A 17,332-nucleotide genomic window follows, 5' to 3' on the forward strand; every position below is an offset into this window, starting at 1 on the left:
CGCGAAGATGACACCGCGGTGCCGCGGTGCATGGCACCGGCTTCGCCGGTGTTCGCGGGTAAACCCGCTCCTACGGGGGATCGAGCAAGCTCGGATGTCTGTGCATGCAATTGAAAGGAGTCGCACATGGCCAAGCGTTCCCGCCCGGCAGCCTTCATCGACGACCCGCTTTGGTACAAGGACGCTGTCATCTATCAGCTGCACATCAAGTCATTCTTCGACTCGAACAACGATGGCATCGGTGATTTCGCCGGCCTGATCAGCAAGCTCGACTATATCGCCGAGCTGGGCGTCAACACCCTGTGGCTGCTGCCGTTCTATCCCTCGCCACGCCGTGACGACGGCTACGACATCGCCGAATACAAGGCCGTGCACCCGGACTACGGCAGCATGGCCGACGCCCGCCGTTTCATCGCCGAGGCCCACAAGCGCGGCCTGCGGGTGATCACCGAGCTGGTCATCAACCACACCAGCGACCAGCACCCGTGGTTCCAGCGCGCCCGCCACGCCAAGCGCGGCAGCAAGGCGCGTGAGTTCTACGTGTGGTCGGACGATGACCAGAAGTATGACGGTACGCGCATCATCTTCCTCGACACCGAAAAGTCCAACTGGACCTGGGACCCGGTCGCCGGCCAGTACTTCTGGCACCGGTTCTATTCCCACCAGCCGGACCTCAATTTCGACAACCCGCAGGTGCTCAAGGCGGTGATCGGCGTCATGCGCTTCTGGCTCGACCTGGGTGTAGATGGCCTGCGGTTGGACGCGATCCCTTACCTGATCGAGCGCGACGGCACCAACAACGAAAACCTCGCCGAAACCCACGACGTGCTCAAGGCGATCCGCGCCGAGATCGACGCCAACTACCCCGATCGCATGCTGCTGGCCGAAGCCAACCAGTGGCCGGAAGACACGCGCCCGTACTTCGGCGAAGGCGACGGCGACGAGTGCCATATGGCTTTCCACTTTCCGTTGATGCCGCGCATGTACATGGCCCTGGCCATGGAAGACCGCTTCCCGATCACCGATATCCTGCGCCAGACCCCGGAAATCCCGGCCAACTGCCAGTGGGCGATCTTTTTGCGCAACCATGATGAACTGACCCTGGAAATGGTCACCGACCGCGAGCGCGACTACCTGTGGAACTACTACGCCGAAGACCGCCGCGCGCGCATCAACCTGGGCATTCGCCGGCGCCTGGCGCCCCTGCTGCAGCGTGACCGTCGGCGCATAGAGCTGCTGACCAGTCTGCTATTGTCGATGCCGGGTACGCCAACCCTGTATTACGGCGACGAACTGGGTATGGGCGACAATATCTATCTGGGTGACCGCGATGGTGTTCGCACACCCATGCAGTGGTCGCCAGACCGCAACGGCGGTTTTTCTCGCGCCGACCCGCAGCGCCTGGTGCTGCCGCCGATCATGGACCCGCTCTACGGTTACCAGACCGTCAACGTCGAGGCGCAAAGCCACGACCCGCATTCGCTGCTGAACTGGACCCGGCGCATGCTGGCGGTGCGCAAGCAGCAGAAGGCCTTTGGCCGCGGCAGCCTGCGTACCCTCACGCCCAGCAACCGGCGCATCCTTGCCTATATCCGCGAGTACACCGACGCCGACGGCAATACCGAGGTCATCCTCTGCGTGGCCAACGTGTCCCGCGCCGCCCAGGCTGCCGAACTCGAATTGTCACAATACGCCGACAAAGTACCGGTGGAGATGCTGGGCGGCAGCGCGTTCCCGCCAATCGGCCAACTGCCGTTTCTGCTGACCTTGCCACCTTATGCCTTCTACTGGTTCCTGCTGGCCAGCCGCGATCGCATGCCCAGCTGGCACATCCAGGCCACCGAGGGGTTACCCGAATTGACCACATTGGTACTGCGCAAGCGCATGGAAGAACTGCTGCAAGCCCCCGCAAGCGATACGCTGCAAAGCACCATCCTGCCGCAATACCTGCCCAAACGCCGCTGGTTCGCCGGCAAGGAAGGGCCGATCGACGCCGTGCGCCTGTGTTACGGCGTGCGTTTCGGCACCGCCAACACGCCGGTGCTGCTCAGCGAAATCGAAGTACTCAGCGACGGCACGGCTACCCGCTACCAGCTGCCGTTCGGCCTGCTGCGTGAGGAACAGATCCACACCGCACTGCCGCAGCAGCTGGCGTTGTCGCGGGTGCGCCGTACCCACCAGGTTGGCTTGATCACAGACGCCTTCGTCCTCGAGCCGTTCATTCACGCTGTGATGCAAGCCTGCCAGGATGGCCTGCGTCTGCCGTGTGGCGACAGTGAGGGTGAATTGCGCTTTGAATGCACAGAGCAGTTGGCCGGCCTGGCGCTCGACGACGAGAGCGAAGTGCGCTACCTCAGTGCCGAGCAGTCCAACAGTTCGGTGGTCATCGGCGACCGCGTGGTGCTCAAGTTGATCCGCCGGGTCAACCCGGGCATCCATCCAGAGCTGGAAATGAGTGCCTACCTGACCGCCGCCGGCTTTGCCAATATCTCGCCGCTGCTGGCCTGGGTCAGCCGGGTGGACGAGCAACACGCGCCGCACCTGCTGATGATTGCCCAGGGTTACTTGAGCAACCAGGGCGATGCCTGGGGTTGGACCCAGAACACGCTGGAACGGGCCATCCGCGACCAGATGGAGCCCACCCGCAACGACGCCGAAGCGCACACTGACGCGTTGGCCGAACTCAGCGGCTTTGCGGCCTTGCTTGGCCAGCGTCTGGGCGAGATGCACCTGCTGCTGGCCGCCCCCACCGAAGACCCGGCCTTCCAGCCGCGCCCCAGCGATGCGCGGGACAGCGAGCGCTGGCGTGCACAGATCAGCACCGAACTGACCCACGCCCTCGACCTGCTGGCGCAGCATCGCGACACGCTGGACAGCGACAGCCAGTCCTTGGTCGACGACCTGCAGCAACAGCGTGACGGCCTGGCCCAGCACATCGACACCCTGAGCAAGCAGGCTCAGGGTGGCCTGCTGATGCGTGTGCACGGCGACCTGCACCTGGGCCAGGTGCTCGTGGTGCAGGGTGATGCCTACCTCATCGATTTTGAAGGTGAACCCGCCCGGCCCCTTGAAGAGCGCCGGGCAAAACACAGCCCCTACAAGGATGTCAGCGGCGTGCTGCGTTCCTTCGACTATGCTGCTGCGATGATCTTGCGCAGCGCGTCTGCGGTGGACCTTTCCGAGCCGGCGCGGCAAGCCCGGCAGCGGGTTGCCCGGCAGTACCTGCACCAGTCCCGGCATGCCTTTGTCGAAGCCTATGGGCTGGCCACCGCCGCCATGCCTCACGCCTGGCAGCACGCCGAGGGCGAGCGCGCGGCGCTGGAACTGTTCTGCCTGGAAAAAGCCGCCTACGAGATTACATACGAAGCCGAAAACCGTCCGAGCTGGCTGGCCGTGCCTTTGCATGGTCTGCATGGACTGATCAGTACCTGGGGAGAGTCAGAATGAACGTTACAACGCGTGAAAACGGTGGCCTTCGGCAACGGGACCTCGACGCCCTGGCCCGCGCCGAACACGCCGATCCTTTTGCGGTACTCGGCCCCCACGGCGACGGCGCAGGCGGGCAGGTGGTCCGCGCCTTTCTGCCCAATGCCCTGAAAGTGCGCGTTCAGGCCCGGGATGACGGGCGGGTCCTTGCCGAAATGGAGCAGGGCAGCCTGCCTGGGTTGTTCAGTGCGCACCTCGATGAGGCACAGCCCTACCAGTTTCATATCGTCTGGGCCGGTGGCGAACAGGTTACCGAAGACCCCTACAGCTTCGGCCCGCAACTGGGTGACATGGACCTTCACTTGTTCGCGGAAGGCAATCACCGCGATTTGTCCGGGCGCTTCGGTGCCCAGCCGACTCAGGTCGATGGCATCGACGGCGTGTGTTTCTCGGTCTGGGCGCCGAATGCCCGGCGGGTGTCGGTGGTGGGTGATTTCAACAACTGGGATGGCCGCCGCCACCCCATGCGCCTGCGGCATGGCGCGGGGGTGTGGGAGCTGTTCATTCCGCGCCTGGGCGTGGGCGAAACCTACAAGTTCGAAGTGCTTGGCAAGGACGGCATACTGCCGCTGAAGGCCGATCCGCTGGCCCGTGCCACCGAGCTGCCGCCGAGCACGGCGTCCAAGGTAGCCGGTGAACTCAGCCACGCCTGGCAGGATCATGACTGGATGGCGCAACGCGCCCAGCGCCATGCCTACAACGCGCCGTTGTCGATCTACGAGCTGCACCCAGGGTCATGGCGCTGCGAGCTGGACGAAGCGGGCGAAGTCGGGCGTTTCTACAACTGGCGCGAGCTGGCCGAACGGCTGGTGCCCTATGTGCAGGAACTAGGCTTTACCCACATCGAACTGCTGCCGATCATGGAACACCCGTTCGGCGGCTCCTGGGGCTATCAACCACTGTCGATGTTCGCGCCCACCTCGCGCTATGGCAGTGCCGAGGATTTCGCCGCGTTCATCGACGCCTGCCACCAGGGAGGCATTGGTGTGCTGCTGGACTGGGTGCCGGCGCATTTTCCCACCGACGAACATGGCCTGGCGCGCTTCGATGGCACTGCGCTGTACGAATACGATAACCCCCTGGAGGGCTACCACCAGGACTGGAACACGCTGATCTACAACCTCGGCCGCAATGAAGTGCGCGGCTTCATGATGGCTTCGGCGCTGCACTGGTTGAAGCATTTCCACATCGACGGCCTGCGCGTCGATGCGGTGGCCTCGATGCTGTACCGCGACTACTCGCGCAAGGCTGGCGAATGGGTACCCAACCGTCACGGCGGGCGCGAGAACCTGGAAGCCATCGACTTCATCCGCCACCTTAACGGCGTCGCTGCCCACGAGGCCCCGGGTGCGCTGATCATCGCCGAAGAGTCCACCGCCTGGCCTGGGGTCAGCCAGCCTACCCAACAGGGCGGCCTGGGTTTTGCCTACAAGTGGAACATGGGCTGGATGCACGACACCCTGCACTACATCCAGAACGACCCGGTGCACCGCACCTACCACCACAACGAGATGAGTTTCGGGCTGATCTATGCCTATTCCGAGCACTTCATCCTGCCCATTTCCCATGATGAGGTGGTGCACGGCAAGCATTCGCTGATCGACAAGATGCCCGGCGACCGCTGGCAGAAGTTCGCCAACCTGCGCGCCTACCTCACCTTCATGTGGGCACACCCGGGCAAGAAGCTGCTGTTCATGGGTTGCGAGTTCGGCCAGTGGCGTGAGTGGAACCACGACAGCGAACTGGACTGGTACCTGCTGCAGTATCCCGAGCACCAGGGCGTGCAGCGCCTGGTGGGTGACCTCAACCGCCTGTACCGCGAAATGCCGGCGCTGCACGAGCAGGATTGCCAGCCGCAGGGCTTCCAGTGGCTGATCGGTGACGACGCGCAAAACAGCGTGTACGCCTGGCTGCGCTGGAGCAGCAGCGGCGAGCCGGTGCTGGTGGTGGCCAACTTCACCCCGGTACCGCGTGAGGGTTACCGCATTGGCGTGCCGTTCGGCGAGCGTTGGCAGGAGCTGCTGAACAGCGATGCCGAGCTGTATGCCGGGTCGAACGTGGGTAATCTGGGGGCGGTGGCCAGTGAGGCAGTGGCCAGCCACGGGCAGCCATTATCGCTGGCCCTGAACCTGCCGCCGCTGGGGGTGTTGATCATGAAGCCCGCCTGACCGGTTGACCGCACTGGCCCTTTCGCCTGTAGGAGCGGGTTTACCCGCGAATCCGGTAGCGGCGGCAACCGTGAATGGCCTTTGGAAATTAGCCGGCAGGCCCGGCCCTTTCGCGGGTGAACCCGCTCCTACAACGGCCTGTGCCGAGCCACCGATGCGTGTGGCCCCAATCAGTGTGTAGGAGCGGGTTTACCCGCGAAGAGGCCGGCCCTGCCTACCACCGCATCCGCACCCCAAGGCTGCCAATCAACCCGTTCAGGTCATTGTCATCCACATCGCTGCTGTAATCGGCGCTGACGAACATGGCCACCGAAGGCGTCACCCGCGCCACCAACCCCAACCCTAACTCCACGGTAGTCGAGTAGCGCGAGCTGGAAATCTTGTCGACCTGGTCCAGCTTCACCTCATCGGCATTGCTGAAGTCATACCACACGTTGGTCCGCACATAGGGTTCGATGGGCATGCCGCGCACTTCGTAGCGCCCGGACAACTTGGCACCGACCCGGCCGCTCCAGCTCGGCTGGCTGTCGAAGGCTTGCAAGGTCTCCTCCTGCACCTGGTTGCCAGGGAAGAACTGCTGGTTGATCAACTGTGCCTGGGGTTCGATGACCCAGTTGCCACCCAGGCGGATCGGGTAACCGCCCTCTACCGAGAAGGTCATTGCATGGCCACTGTCGTCCAGGCGCTGGCCGTTTTCGCCACGGCCCATCACGTCGATCCGCGAGCCCATGGCCACGGCATCCAGGTGCCAACCCTGTTCGTGGGTCATGCTCCAGTACACCCCCAGGCTTTCACCGCTCAAGTTCACCGCTTTGCGCTGCTTGTCGCCCAGCAGAGGGCGCGCGCCTTTGAAGCTGCTTTGCAGGTTGTTGTGCCCCACGAAAATCCCTGCGCGGTGCACATCGCCCGCTGCAGTTTCACGCACGAACAGGTCCGGGCCGATCATCAGTTGCTGGCTGGGCGCCTCCAGCTGTGCTGGGGGCAGCGCGCGACCGCGCGCACGGGTGGGGAAGAACTGCGCCCATTGACTGGCAATCAGGTCGGGTGGCGCCTGCCGGTGGCGTTCGCTCATTTGCTGCGAAAACGCATTGAGGGTTTCGAGACTCAACCCACTGGCACTGAGCGGGTCGAGCGACAGTTGCGCCGCCACGGGTTGCTGCAGAAAGCCGGGGGAGGTGGGGTCACCCTGCAGTTCGTACGCGATCGTTTCCACCGGGGTTGCCAGAAGCAGCGACGTGGAAACCGCGTAGAAAATGCTGTCGAAGCGCAAGGGGTTCGAGGTGCTTTTCATGGCGGATCTCCTTTGTTTTGGTGGTGCAGCCCGAGAAAACTGGCCTGTTGTCACGAGCTGTACGGCAAAAACAGTGGGCGACCCAAACCAGTACGCCAGTTATCGCAAGCGCGCACGAAGGCGCGAGCTAGAGGCCCGGCGCAAGTTTTTTACAGCTTGGTATCGTTCAGCTAAGGAGAGGTCACCGCTTGCGTCAAGAAAGCGTGAAGGAAGTGTTCAAGGTATGTCGTAACGCTCAACCTGTTGTTTTATTGGTAAAAACAGCAGGGTATAGCGGGGATCGCTATTTGCCGTGCCGTGGCTATGAAGAATGATTGCTAAAGGCGCACTTCCACTGCCAGCGGCAGATGATCTGACAGGTGCGACCAAGGTTTGTGCCCCAGAATCCGCGGCCCATGGCTTTCGGCATTACGCAGGTAAATGCGGTCCAGTCGCAGCAGTGGCAGGCGGGCAGGATAGGTGCGGGCGAGGTGGCCGTGGTGGCGTTCGAAGGCTTCGTGCAAGTCGCGTTGCAGGCCAAGGGTGCGGTTGCCGTGGCTTTTCCAGTCGTTGAAGTCGCCGGCGATGATCACCGGGGCGTTGGCCGGCAGGGCGTCCAGCAGTTTACGCAGCAACTGCAGCTGCTTTTGCCGATGGCTTTCCAGCAGCGACAGGTGCACGCAGACCGCATGCACCTGGCCTTGCCCCGGCACCTCCAGCACGCAGTGCAACAGGCCGCGGCGTTCGGGGCCGGTGATCGACACGTCCAGGTTGCGGTGCTCGACGATCGGGTATTTGGACAGCAGCGCATTGCCGTGGTGGCCGTCAGGGTAGACTGCATTGCGGCCGTAGGCAAAGTCGCTCCACATGCTGTCGGCGAGGAATTCGTACTGCGAGGTCTGTGGCCAGCCGGGGTAGCGCGCGGCGTGGCGGTCGTGGCTGCCGAGCACTTCCTGAAGGAAGACAATGTCGGCCTGGGTGCTGCGCACGGCCTCGCGCAGCTCTGGCAAGATAAAGCGCCGGTTGAAGGCGGTGAAGCCCTTGTGGGTGTTCACCGTCAGTACCCGCAGGCGTTTCACGGCTGGGGCCTGGCTGACGCTGGCGAAACCATTACTGCCGGCTTCGAGGCTCACAAATCCTCCTGAAGTTAACCCTGCCTTACTGTCGCCGCTAAAACCTGTGGCAGCGGGCAAACCCGCTCTCACAGGTATGGCGTAGCGATCAAAACGTAAGACCTGCCTGGGTTATCACGGTTCACTCCTCGTCGCGCTGCAACACCATCAGCAGCATCGACCGGCCCTTCACCTCGAAGGTACTGTCGAACTGCAGGTGCTGCCCCTTGCGCAACTCCGGCCGGTCGGTATCGACCAGGCAGCTCCAGTAATCGCCTTCGGGCACGGCCGGCAGCTTGAATGGCACCACGTCATGGTGGGCATTGACGATCAGCAGCACGGTGGCCTCGGCACCCGGCCGGGCGATACCGCTGACCTGTGCCCGGCCATCTATCAGCATGCCCAGGCAACGCCCGTGTGGGTCTTCCCATTGCTCAACACTCATCTCGTTGCCATCGGGTGCCAGCCAGGTCACGTCCTTGACCCCAATTGCCTCATTGTAGTCACCCACCAGGAAGCGTGAGCGGCGCAGCACCGGGTAGGCCAGGCGCAGACGCGTCAGGCGCTTGACGAAGGCCAGCAGCTCCTGGCCTTCCTCGTCCAGGTCCCAGTTCACCCAGCCGATCTCGCTGTCCTGGCAGTAGGCATTGTTGTTGCCGTGCTGGGTGCGGCTGAACTCGTCGCCGGCAACGATCATTGGCGTGCCCTGGGCCAGCAGCAGGGTGGCGAAGTAGTTGCGCATCTGGCGCATGCGCAGGGCATTGATCCCCGGGTCGTCGGTCGGCCCTTCGACGCCGCAGTTCCACGACAGGTTGTTGTCCGTGCCGTCCTGGTTGTTTTCGTCGTTGTCTTCGTTGTGCTTGTGGTTGTAAGACACCAGGTCGCGCAGGGTGAAACCGTCGTGGGCGGTGATGAAGTTGACCGAGGAATAGGGCCGGCGCCCGCGGTTGTTGAACATGTCGCCCGAGGCGGTCAAGCGGGCGGCAAAATCGGCCAACTGGCCTTCGTCGCCTTTCCAGAAGGCGCGTGCGGTATCACGGAAGCGGTCGTTCCATTCCGCCCAGCCCGGGGCGAAGTTGCCCACCTGGTAGCCGCCGGGGCCGCAATCCCATGGTTCGGCAATCAGCTTGACCTGGCTCAGCATCGGGTCCTGGCGGCAGGCGACCAGGAAGCCATGACGCTCGCTGTAGCCATCGTGGTAACGGCCAAGGATGGTCGCCAGGTCAAAGCGAAAGCCATCCACGTGCATTTCGCCGGCCCAGTAGCGAAGCGAGTCGGTGACCAACTGCAGGACGCAGGGGTGGCTCAGGTCCAGGGTGTTGCCGGTGCCGGAGTCGTTGATGTAGAAGCGCTTGTCGTCCGGCATCAGGCGGTAGTACGAGGCGTTGTCGATGCCGCGCATCGACAGGGTCGGGCCGCGCTCGTTGCCTTCGGCGGTGTGGTTGTAGACCACGTCCAGGATCACCTCGAGCCCAGCGTCGTGCAGGTGCGCGACCATCTCCTTGAACTCGGCGATCTTGCCGCTGGCCAGGTAGCGCGGGTGCGGGGCGAAAAACGCGATGCTGTTGTAGCCCCAGTAGTTGTTCAGCCCTTTGTCCAGCAGGTGCTGGTCGTTGACGAAGGCGTGAATCGGCAGCAGCTCGATGCTCGACACGCCAAGGTCCTTGATGTGCTTGAGCAACTCGTCGTTGGCCAGGCCGGCGAAGGTGCCGCGCAGTTCTTCAGGCACAGCCGGGTGGCGCATGCTGATGCCGCGGGCATGCGCTTCATAAATGATCGTGCGCTCCCATGGGATCTGCACGCGCTGGTCGCGGCCCCAGGTGAACGCTGGGTCGATGACCTTGCATTTGGGCACGAAAGGCGCGCTGTCGCGCTCGTCGAACGACAGGTCACCGTCCGGGTGGCCGATGGTGTAGCCGAACAGGGCCTCGGACCATTTCAGGCTGCCGACCAGTTGCTTGGCATACGGGTCGATCAGCAGTTTGTTGGGGTTGAAGCGGTGGCCGTTTTCCGGCTCGTAGGGGCCGTACACCCGGTAGCCATAGACCAGGCCGGGGTGAGCGTCGGGGAGGTAGCCATGGTAGATCTCATCGGTGTATTCGGGCAGCTCTATGCGCTCGATTTCCTGCTCGCCAGTGGAGTCGAACAGGCACAGCTCGACCTTGGTGGCGTTGGCCGAGAAGAGGGCGAAGTTGACCCCAAGGCCATCCCAGGTGGCGCCGAGGGGGAAGGGCATGCCTTCGCGGATGCGCGATGGTGCGACCGAGCGGGTTTTCTTTGGGGTGCGGGGGCTCATGACGATCCTCGAGTGGCCGTGATGGAAGGGGAATTGTGCTGTCCTGCATTGGCCACTTCGCGGGTAAACCCGCTCCTACATGCGCCTGTGATGAACCTGTAGGAGCGGGTTTACCCGCGAAGAGGCGCGGACAGGCTTAACCGGCAGTAGGCTTTTTCACCGCCCGGGGCTTTTTCACCGCAGCGGGTTTAACCCCCGGCAGGGCAGCCGCCTTGGGTTCTGCAGGCGCCTTCGGTTTGGCCGCTGCTTTCTTGCGCGGGGCTGCCTTGGGCGCCAGTGCTTCGGCCTCGGCCAGCTTGCGGGCCATTTCCCAGTGGCGTTCTTCCTCTCCTGCGGGCTTACCTTCGGATTCCCAGATCTGGTAGGCAAATTCGCGAATACGCTTTTCATCGACACTCATCATGACGCTCCTGATGCTCAAGATTGTTGTATCAACACGTTGACCGGAAACTCCGCCAGCACGGCGCTCAACGGCAACTCCTTTGAAGAGCTGACCGCCGCACAGGCGAAAAGTCCCGTCGAGTTGGCAGGTGACAAGGCAAACGGCAATACCAGCCGGGTGTCGTCCCAGTTCTGCGCCGGGATCAACGGTGTAGCGGCACCTCCGAGCAGGCTGCTGGCCAGGCGCGGGGCGACGACGATGGCGTGCTCGCCTTCCCCCAGGCGAGCAAAGGCAATGACCTTGTCAGCGTGCCGGCCCTGTACGGTCAGTGGCAGGTAGGCACCGCGGCGGAACAGCTCGGCGTGGGCCTGGCGGCAGTCCAGCACCCGGGCGATCAAGGCCTGTTTGACGCGGCCGTCGCGCCAGTGCGCCAGCAGCTCGGCTGCCGGCGTGGCGTCGTCCAGCGTGCGACGCCTCGACGCGTAGTCCACGGCGCGGCGGTTGTCCGGGTCGACCTGGCTGAAGTCCCAGTATTCGTTGCCCTGGTAGAGGTCGGGCACACCGGGTGTGGTCATGCGCAACAGGGCCTGGACCAAGCCATTGAGTGCGCCGGGGCAGGCCAGCAGCTGCGCCGCGTCGGCCAGCGACTTGCGCAGTTGCTGGTTCTCGCTGTCCAGCAGCAGGCCGTCGAGGTAATGAGCACAGGCGCCTTCGTAGGCCTCGTTCGGTGCGCTCCAGCTACTGCGCAGCTTGCCCTCGCGCAGGGCCTTCTGCTGCCACTGGCGAACACGCTCGGCGTATTGGCGCAGGGCATTGTCGTCGTTCAGGTCGAGGTCCAAGGGCCAACTGCCGAGCAGGGTTTGTAGCAGCATCAACTCGTCGCCGGGGCTGGGTGCCAGCCCGTCGTCCAACTGCGCGCGCAGGGGGGCGGCCAGCTCACGCCAGTGCTCCACCCGGCTGGCCAGCCACGTGCCGCGCTCGCTGAGTACGGCCAGGCGTGCACGCGTGTCTTCGCCGCGCTTGTGGTCGTGGGTGGCGGTGGTCAGCAGGTTGTCGGGGAAATCGCGCAGGCGCCGCTGGGCCTCGTTGTGGAAATGCATGGGTGCGGCGCTGAAGCGCTCGGCGTCGAAACCCACGTCGTTGCGCGACAGCAGCCGCGCGCTGCGATAAAAGGCGGTGTCTTCCACGGCTTTGGCGGCGCTGGGGGCAGTGAGCTGCTGGAAGCGCACGCAGGCGTGGCGCAGTTGCTTGCGGGCGCGCCCGGGTGGCAGGTGCCGCCAGGCTTGCCCGCCCAGCCACCGTTCAAGTTGGTCCAGTAGCGGCCAGTCAGCTTCGGCAAGGTCTTGCCGGGCGTTGGTCAGGGCCTGCTGGAAGAACGCTTCGTCCTGCGCCGGGCGCCCGCAGGCATTGAAGTAGGTTCGGTAAACCGGGTAATGCGCCACCAACGCCTGCAAGGCCCGGCGAATCGCGCCCAGGGTCAGGTCACGGGTCATCAGGTCGTTGCGCGCCACCTGCAACAGTGCCTGGGCCACCGACTCGCAGTCACCGGCCAGGCTGGCGTTGAGCACCAGGTGACGGGCCTGGCGCACTTCTTCGGTGAACGCCGGGCGCTCGCTGACGTTGCTCCACAGTTCGCTCAGCGGCGCTTCGCCGGCCGGATCATGCTGCAGCAGCGACACCTGGTTCATGAACTCGTAGCCGGTGGTGCCGTCGGTAAGCCAGTCGCGGTGCAGGTGCTCGTCGGCACCCAGGATCTTTTCCACGTACAGGGGGAAGTGCTCCAGCCCTGCATTCAGCGGCCGCCGCGCCAGCAGGCCATCAACCCGCCGGCGCAGTTTGCGGCAATAGCCACGCGGGTCGGCAAGGCCGTCGATATGGTCGATGCGCAGGCCGTCCACCAGGCCACGTTCGATCAGTTCGAACAGCTTGGCATGGGTGGCTTCGAACACCACGGCGCGCTCCACGCGCAGGCCGCCCAGCTCGTTGATGTCGAAGAAGCGCCGCCAGTTGATGTCGTCGGCGGCGGTGCGCCAGCTGGCCAGGCGGTAGGTCTGGCGCTCCAGCAGCAGGTGCAGGCGCTTGAAACCGGCCTCGCTGCGGCTGTCGAAGGCCACCAGGGCCGATTCGAGGTCGGCACCTTCGCGCACCAGGCGTGCCAGTTCGGCTTGTAGCGGCAGGCTATCGGCCAGCGGGGTGGCCGAGTCGCCCAAAGCAGTGAAGCGTTCGGCCAGAGCCTTTAGCGCAGGCTCTGGGCTGAGCGCGAGAATCCAACCGTAATCGACCGGGCAGATCGGGAAACGATGCGCGTAATGGGCCACTTGCAGCAGCCCCTGCTGTTTGTCGAACTGCAGCGGTATCTCACCCTTCTTGAGCGCCACGCCGTAGTCGCTGCCGAGGAACGGCAACAGCAGTTGCCCGGCCAGCAGTGGGTCGCTGGAGTGCCACTGGATGTCGAAGAACGCTGCATACGGGCTGCGCCGTCCCCAGGCCAGCAGGCTTTGCCACCAGGGGTTGTCGGCACCGCCCACGGCCATGTGGTTGGACACCGTGTCGAGGATCAGCCCCATGCCATGCTGGCGCAGGGCGGCGACCAGGCGCTCCAGCGCGGCCTCGCCGCCCAGCTCCGGGTTGACGCAGGTAGGATCGACCACGTCGTAGCCATGGCGCGAGCCAGCGCGGGCCTTGAGGATGGGCGAGGCATACAGGTGGCTGATGCCCAGCTGGGCGAAATACGGCACCAGCGGTACAGCGTGATCGAGGGTGAAGTCGCTGTGAAATTGCAGGCGCAGGGTCGCGGTCAGTGGCTTCATCGGTCACGCTCCCACGCCTGTTCGCGGGCCTGGGCCAGCAGCTCCAGGCGCCGTGCGGCGTCCTCATCGTCGAGCAGTTCGCGTACTGGAAGGGTAAAGCGCCGCCGCCAGTTGGGATGGCCATTGGTGGTGCCCGGCAGGTTGGGTTGCTCGTCGCAGCCCAGCAGGTCTTCCAGCGGTACCAGCACCAGCGGCGCACGGGTATGGCCAACGAAGCGGATGGCCGCATCGATCAGCGCGTCGTTGTCCTTCAGTTCGCCGTAGTTGGCCTCCAGGATGCGGCGCAGGCCGTCGCGTTCTTTCTGACGCTCGTGTCGCCAGTGCAATTCGGCAGCAGCATCAATCAGTTGCAAGCGGTGTCTCCAGTCGATGTCGCGGCTTGCCAGCCAGCCGGCCAGTGGCGCCAGGTCGTGGGTGCCGGTTGTGGCCAGGGCGTTGTCTGGCCAGTCGAGAATAGGCTTGAACTGGCCCGGCTGGGTCTGCTCGAACGGCAGCACGCGCATGCCCAGCACCGCCTTCTCGGCCAGCTTTTCACGCAGGCTGTCGGGCACGGTGCCCAGGTCTTCGCCGAGGATGATCGCCTGGTGACGCACCGACTCCAGCGCCAGCAGGCGCAACAGGTCGTCTAACGGGTAGTCGAGGTAGGCGCCTTCGCTGGGTTTGGCCCCCTGTGGGATCAGCCATAGCCGGCGCAGGCCCATCACATGGTCGATGCGCAGGCCGCCAGCGTGGGCGAGGTTGGCCCGCAGCATCTCGATGAAGGCGCGATAGCCATTGCGCTTGAGGCCTTCGGGCGAGAAGGCGCAAATGCCCCAGTCTTGCCCGACTTGGTTGAGGATGTCGGGCGGCGCACCCACGCTCAGGCCGGCCAGCAGTTCGTCCTGGCGGCTCCAGGCCTGGCTGCCGGCACCGTCGGCGCCCACCGCCAGGTCGGCGATCAGGCCCACGGCCATGCCATTGCTGCGGGCCGCTTCGTGGGCACGTTGCAGGCCACGTTCGGTCAGCCACTGGCAGAACGCGTGGAACTCGACCTTGGCCGGGTAGGCATTGGCTAAAGCCTCCACTTCCGGGTGGTAGGGGTCATGCCAGGCTTTGGGCCAGTTGCGCCAGTCGGCACCGAGGCCGTGCTCCACCGCCTGGGCCTGCAGCACCTCGAAGCGGCAGTGGTGCTCCAGCGTCTGGCCGCCGGCTTCGCGGAAGCTGTCAAAATCAGTGCGTAGTGGGTGGTCGCCTTGGCTGAAGCCTTGATAAAGCGCTTCAAGCAAACGCAGCCGGGCGCTGGCGGCGCGTGGCCAGTCGACCAGAGGGCGCTGCTCCAGCTCTTCGAGTTGTTGCTCCAGCCCGCAGGCTTCGATGGCCATGCGCACCTCCCGTTCACCCAGCAGGGCTGCGGGGCTGGTGTACAGGGTGTTGAGCAGCAGGCGACTGGAAGGTGAGTAGGGGCTGTAGTGTTCCTGGTCGATGGCCGACAGGGCGTGAATCGGGCTGATAGCCAAGGCATCGGCGCCGCGCTCGGCGGCCGAGCGGGCCAACTGCTCCAGCGCCAGGCAGTCGCCGAAGCCACCATCGCCGGGGCGGCGCAGGCTGTACAGCTGCACTGCCAGGCCCCAGTAGCGTGGTGGCGGCTGTTGCACCTTGTCTTCCAGGCTGTGGCAGCGTGTTGGCGCCACCGCAACGGTGAAGCGGCGGCTGTCGATTTCCACCTGGTGATAGCCGATGGGCAGCTCGCCGGGCAGGCGCGCCTGGTCATCGAGGCTGAGGGTGACCGAGGTGTGATCTTCCAGGGTGCAGTGGGCCACGCTGGCGGCACTGAAGTAGCGCGCCAGCGCTAGCGGCTGGCCTAGGTCGGCGGTCAGCAAAGGCGGCAGGTGTTCGCTGTCTTCGGCGGTTTCCACCGCACGCAGGCTGGCGGCAACGGCCGCGTCATCGCCGGCCGGGTGGCCAAGGCCTTCGAGGACGTTGCGCAGCACGTCGTCGCTGACACGCTGGGGCCTGGCATTGGCGTCAATCCAGTCGCGGTTCAGCCCGACGCTGGTTGCCAGACGGTGCAGGGCGGTTTCGCTCATGGGCGCTCCTGGGCAGGGGGAAGCAGGCTGACCACGCAGCTGTAGGCAGCCAGGTGGGTATCCGGGTGGCGGGTGTCGCTGCTGTCGAACAGCCGTGTGGATGGCGCGGGCAGTTCGACCGCCTGCGGGGTGTCGGCCAGGTTCAGGTCGATGCGCAGAGTGTTGCCGTTGCCCAGCTGCCAGCGCGCGGTCAGCGCTTTGTCAGCGTGCACCTCGGCGCCCAGCGCACGGCTGCCGGGCAAGTGCGGGATGATGTGGCGGCGGCGCAGGTCGAGCAGTTGCTGGTAAAGGCCGTGCCAGCCGGCGATCACCGCTTTGTTCTGCGGGCGTGAGGACGCGAACGTCTGTTCGGCGTTGGGGTCGGGAATGTGCTCACGCTGCTCGGGGTCGGCGAACGCGGCGAAGTGGGCGAACTCGCCACGACGGCCTTCGCGGACGGCGTCGGCCAACGCGTCATGGAAGTCGGTAAAAAACAGGAACGGCTGGCAGCTGCCGGCTTCGTCGCCCATGAACAGCAGCGGAATCATGGGGGCCAGCAGCAACAGGCCGGTGGCTGCACGCAAAGCTGGCGCGGGGCATAGGCGGGTCAGGCGCTCACCCAGCGCGCGGTTGCCGACCTGGTCGTGGTTCTGCAGGAACAACACGAAGGCACTGGGCGGCAAATGCCCGCTGGGTTCGCCGCGTGGTTTGCCATGCCGGTTGGCCTGGCCCTGGAACACGAAACCTTCGCCAAGGCACCGGGCCAGTTGGTCGATGGGGCGATGCTGGTAGTCGGCGTAGTAACCTTCGGTTTCACCAGTCAGCAGCACGTGCAGGGCATTGTGGCCGTCGTCGTTCCACTGGGCATCGTAACCCTGTTCCAGCAGGCCTGCCTGGTTGTGCTCGTTCTCCAGCACCAGCCACACGTGCCGGCCCGGTTCTACGGCGGCGCGTACCCGTTGGGCCAACTCGATCAGGAAATCGGGCTGGTCGATGGCATGCACGGCATCCAGGCGCAGGCCGTCGCAGCGGTAGTCGCACAGCCACATCAGGGCATTCTGGATAAAGTACTCGCGCACCTGCGGGCGGCGAAAATCGATGGCCGCGCCCCACGGTGTCTGCCGGTCTTCACGGAAGAACGGGCTGGCGTACTGGTGCAGGTAATTGCCGTCAGGTCCGAAGTGGTTGTACACCACATCGACCAGCACCATCAGCCCGTGGCCGTGGGCCTGATCGATCAGTGCGCACAGCTGCTCGGGGCTGCCGTAGGTGTTCTGTGGGGCGTAAGGCAGTACGCCGTCGTAGCCCCAGTTGCGTTCGCCGGGGAACTGCCCCAGCGGCATCAATTCGATCGCGCTGATGCCCAGTTCGGCCAGGCGCGGCAGTTGCCGGGCAACCCCGGCATACCCCCCGAGCAGGCCGACATGCACCTCCTGGATCACGGCCTCATGCCAAGGCCGGCCCTGCCACGGGTGCTGCCAGGCATAACCGGCCACATCCACTACCTGGCTTGGCCCCTGTACGCCGTCGGGCTGGTAGCGCGAGGCTGGGTCGGCCACCTGCAGCTCGCCGTCGATACGGTAGTGGTAACGGTCACCGGCCTTGCATGGCACTACGCCGCTGTACCAACCCTCATCATCCGGCAGCAGTTCGATGGCCGGCTGCTGCTCCAGTTCCACGCTCACGCTGCGCGCATCCGGCGCCCAGAGGGCGAAGCGCGCCGACGTGGCGTCCAGCAAGTGTGCGCCATGTCTGTGCATCTT

General features: G+C 64.7%; 9 protein-coding genes. 2 read left to right on the forward strand and 7 right to left on the reverse strand.

Annotated features, from left to right (window positions below; genetic code table 11):
- Nucleotides 1–126 precede the first annotated feature (126 nt).
- Nucleotides 127–3,447, forward strand: a complete 3,321-nt coding sequence (gene treS / locus LMH93_RS09025) for a maltose alpha-D-glucosyltransferase (RefSeq protein WP_230065023.1) — start codon at nt 127–129, stop codon at nt 3,445–3,447.
- Nucleotides 3,444–5,654, forward strand: a complete 2,211-nt coding sequence (glgB, locus tag LMH93_RS09030; protein ID WP_230065024.1) for a 1,4-alpha-glucan branching protein GlgB — start codon at nt 3,444–3,446, stop codon at nt 5,652–5,654. Before treS ends, glgB begins: the two co-directional genes overlap by 4 nt.
- Before the next feature lie 214 nt (nt 5,655–5,868).
- On the opposite strand, the gene LMH93_RS09035 is transcribed toward glgB, so the two are convergent.
- The 7 genes from LMH93_RS09035 to treZ form a co-directional block, all read right to left on the reverse strand.
- Nucleotides 5,869–6,945, reverse strand: coding sequence for an autotransporter domain-containing protein (locus tag LMH93_RS09035; RefSeq protein ID WP_230065025.1), 1,077 nt, complete (start codon nt 6,943–6,945; stop codon nt 5,869–5,871).
- 317 nt (nt 6,946–7,262) lie between these two features.
- Nucleotides 7,263–8,057, reverse strand: coding sequence for an endonuclease/exonuclease/phosphatase family protein (locus LMH93_RS09040; RefSeq protein WP_014860821.1), 795 nt, complete (start codon nt 8,055–8,057; stop codon nt 7,263–7,265).
- Between the two features lie 121 nt (nt 8,058–8,178).
- A complete protein-coding gene (gene glgX, locus LMH93_RS09045; RefSeq protein WP_185279577.1) occupies nt 8,179–10,332 on the reverse strand; it encodes a glycogen debranching protein GlgX in 2,154 nt (717 codons plus the stop codon).
- A gap of 136 nt (nt 10,333–10,468) precedes the next feature.
- Complete coding sequence (locus LMH93_RS09050; protein ID WP_019750900.1) at nt 10,469–10,735, reverse strand: DUF2934 domain-containing protein; 267 nt, start codon at nt 10,733–10,735, stop codon at nt 10,469–10,471.
- 14 nt (nt 10,736–10,749) lie between these two features.
- Nucleotides 10,750–13,524: a malto-oligosyltrehalose synthase gene (locus tag LMH93_RS09055; RefSeq protein ID WP_230065026.1), complete on the reverse strand. Its 2,775-nt coding sequence runs from the start codon at nt 13,522–13,524 to the stop codon at nt 10,750–10,752.
- Nucleotides 13,521–15,590 (reverse strand): 4-alpha-glucanotransferase, encoded by a 2,070-nt coding sequence (gene malQ / locus LMH93_RS09060; RefSeq protein WP_230065027.1) that lies wholly within the window; start codon nt 15,588–15,590, stop codon nt 13,521–13,523. Before malQ ends, LMH93_RS09055 begins: the two co-directional genes overlap by 4 nt.
- A complete protein-coding gene (treZ, locus tag LMH93_RS09065; protein WP_100774393.1) occupies nt 15,587–17,329 on the reverse strand; it encodes a malto-oligosyltrehalose trehalohydrolase in 1,743 nt (580 codons plus the stop codon). The genes malQ and treZ overlap by 4 nt, the downstream gene beginning before the upstream one ends.
- Between the last annotated feature and the right edge of the window lie 3 nt (nt 17,330–17,332).

Source organism: Pseudomonas sp. CIP-10 (assembly GCF_020911845.1).
GTDB lineage: Bacteria > Pseudomonadota > Gammaproteobacteria > Pseudomonadales > Pseudomonadaceae > Aquipseudomonas > Aquipseudomonas alloputida.

Bases quoted from the DNA above. Each gene is read 5' to 3' on its own strand.
- treS (WP_230065023.1), top strand. From the start codon at position 127: ATGGCCAAGCGTTCCCGCCCGGCAGCCTTCATCGACGACCCGCTTTGG.
- glgB (WP_230065024.1), top strand. From the start codon at position 3,444: ATGAACGTTACAACGCGTGAAAACGGTGGCCTTCGGCAACGGGACCTC.
- LMH93_RS09035 (WP_230065025.1), bottom strand. From the start codon at position 6,945: ATGAAAAGCACCTCGAACCCCTTGCGCTTCGACAGCATTTTCTACGCG.
- glgX (WP_185279577.1), bottom strand. From the start codon at position 10,332: ATGAGCCCCCGCACCCCAAAGAAAACCCGCTCGGTCGCACCATCGCGC.
- LMH93_RS09050 (WP_019750900.1), bottom strand. From the start codon at position 10,735: ATGATGAGTGTCGATGAAAAGCGTATTCGCGAATTTGCCTACCAGATC.
- LMH93_RS09055 (WP_230065026.1), bottom strand. From the start codon at position 13,524: ATGAAGCCACTGACCGCGACCCTGCGCCTGCAATTTCACAGCGACTTC.
- malQ (WP_230065027.1), bottom strand. From the start codon at position 15,590: ATGAGCGAAACCGCCCTGCACCGTCTGGCAACCAGCGTCGGGCTGAAC.
- treZ (WP_100774393.1), bottom strand. From the start codon at position 17,329: ATGCACAGACATGGCGCACACTTGCTGGACGCCACGTCGGCGCGCTTC.